The organism is Pseudomonas sp. S4_EA_1b (assembly GCF_016307435.1).
Lineage (GTDB): Bacteria > Pseudomonadota > Gammaproteobacteria > Pseudomonadales > Pseudomonadaceae > Aquipseudomonas > Aquipseudomonas rhodesiae.
On record NZ_JAEILC010000151.1, the window covers coordinates 1 to 1,469 of the forward strand.

The 1,469-nt window shown below is 64.7% G+C and carries 1 protein-coding gene and 3 pseudogenes; all 4 read right to left on the minus strand.

Annotated features, from left to right (window positions below; all coding sequences use genetic code 11):
- Nucleotides 1-84: 84 nt before the first annotated feature.
- Nucleotides 85-405, minus strand: a complete 321-nt coding sequence (locus YA0848_RS36235) for a uracil-DNA glycosylase family protein (protein WP_232925239.1) — start codon at nucleotides 403-405, stop codon at nucleotides 85-87.
- A gap of 61 nt (nucleotides 406-466) precedes the next feature.
- Nucleotides 467-787: pseudogene (locus YA0848_RS36240) on the minus strand (uracil-DNA glycosylase family protein); the annotation flags it as partial.
- 28 nt (nucleotides 788-815) lie between these two features.
- Nucleotides 816-1,142: pseudogene (locus tag YA0848_RS33340) on the minus strand (cytochrome P460 family protein); the annotation flags it as partial.
- Nucleotides 1,143-1,258: 116 nt separating this feature from the next.
- Nucleotides 1,259-1,469 (minus strand): annotated as a pseudogene (locus YA0848_RS33345) (carboxymuconolactone decarboxylase family protein); the annotation flags it as partial.

Here is a 1,469-nt window from a genome sequence, read left to right on the forward strand (position 1 = left end):
AACTTGTTCGTCGTCTTGCTCATCGTAGACCCTCACTCTCAGGAGTTGCGGCCTCGGGCAATCCCGGGGCGGTCCATAACGGTGTTAAGCGAGTTGAACAACGACCCCAAAATCGTAGGCCACGCATTGGCCGTAGTGTACGAAAAACAGGTGTTTTTCGACACCTGACACCCTTACCGTATATCTGTGCCCGTTTAATGTGACGCCCCCTTGTTGGAACCAGGGGTTGCGCACCAGCCAGCGATTGTTGCGCGGGCTAGGGTGAGGCAGGGGGAACGCTTGCGGCCAGTGCTCGCGCCAGGCTTCGACCACCCGGGTGAGCGGCGTCTTGCCAGTACCGAGGTGGTAGTCCATGGCGTAGCTGCCCAGCACGATGACCAGCGACAGGCGCTCGAAACGCTGCATGAAGGCTTCGCGCCAGGCGGGGGGCGCACTCCGGGCGTAGCGGCAGGTCACCGCTTTTGCCGGTGCCCGGATAACAGAAGCCCATGGGCAGAATGGCGATGCGGGTAGGGTCGTAGAAGGTGTCGCGGTCCACGCCCAGCCAGGCGCGCAGACGCGCGCCGCTGGCGTCGTCGAAGGGCACGCCTGAGGCATGGACCCGGGCCCCCGGTGCTTGGCCGGCGATGAGGATGGGCGCACTCGGGTGAAACTGGAAGACCGGCTGCACGCCGTGTGGCAGATGCGGTGCGCAGCGCGTGCAGGCGCGGACGTCGGTCAGAAAGGCGTCGAGTGTCGGCATGGCGCGCTTCCGGAAAGGGTGGCTCGCGCAGGACGGAGGTGCCATCCTGCGCGAAGCGTAACCCGGCAGCAAGTCAGTGCTGGGTCAGTGTCGGATAGCCCTGGATGAATACGCGGTCGGTCTTGGCCGCCGGCACATGGCAGCCCATGCAGTCGGCTTCGTAGCTGACGGCGACATTCTTGGCGGGGGCGTCGGCCTTGAACAGCGCCCAGCCCCAGCCGTCGCCCCACAAGGGGTTGCTGGCGAAACGGCCTTTGGCGTCCTTGACCATCACGAACCACACGGCCGCATCGGAACCCCAGACCACAGGGTTGCCAGTGGTCATGGCGCTGGTTTCGAGCTTGCGGATCTCTTTCACCAGCGTGGCGCCGTCCAAGAACTTGCCGGTCTTGCGGTAGTGCTCGGCCGAGGCCTTTAGTCGCCGGCCGTGACGGCCAGTGGCAGGACGAGGGCGCTGGCGAGCAGAGCGCCGGTGAGTGCGATTTTCATCGTGTTCTCCTTATATGCCTATGGAGATCAGACGGCGACCACGGGGAAATCCACCGTGGGGTCGGCGATGTGGTTGGTGTAGTTGGTGAGCGTGTTCAGCGCGACGTTGGCGATCACTTCCAGTATCAGGCCGTCGTCGAGCCCCGCGCGGCGGTAGTTGGCCATGGCGTCGGCCGACACCACGCCGCGTTGCTCGACCAGCGCGCGGGCAAAGCCGGCGATTGCATCGTCAAGTGCG

What these genes read in the sequence shown, in the direction of transcription:
- YA0848_RS36235 (WP_232925239.1), bottom strand. Translation starts at nt 405, where the DNA reads ATGCAGCGTTTCGAGCGCCTGTCGCTGGTCATCGTGCTGGGCAGCTAC.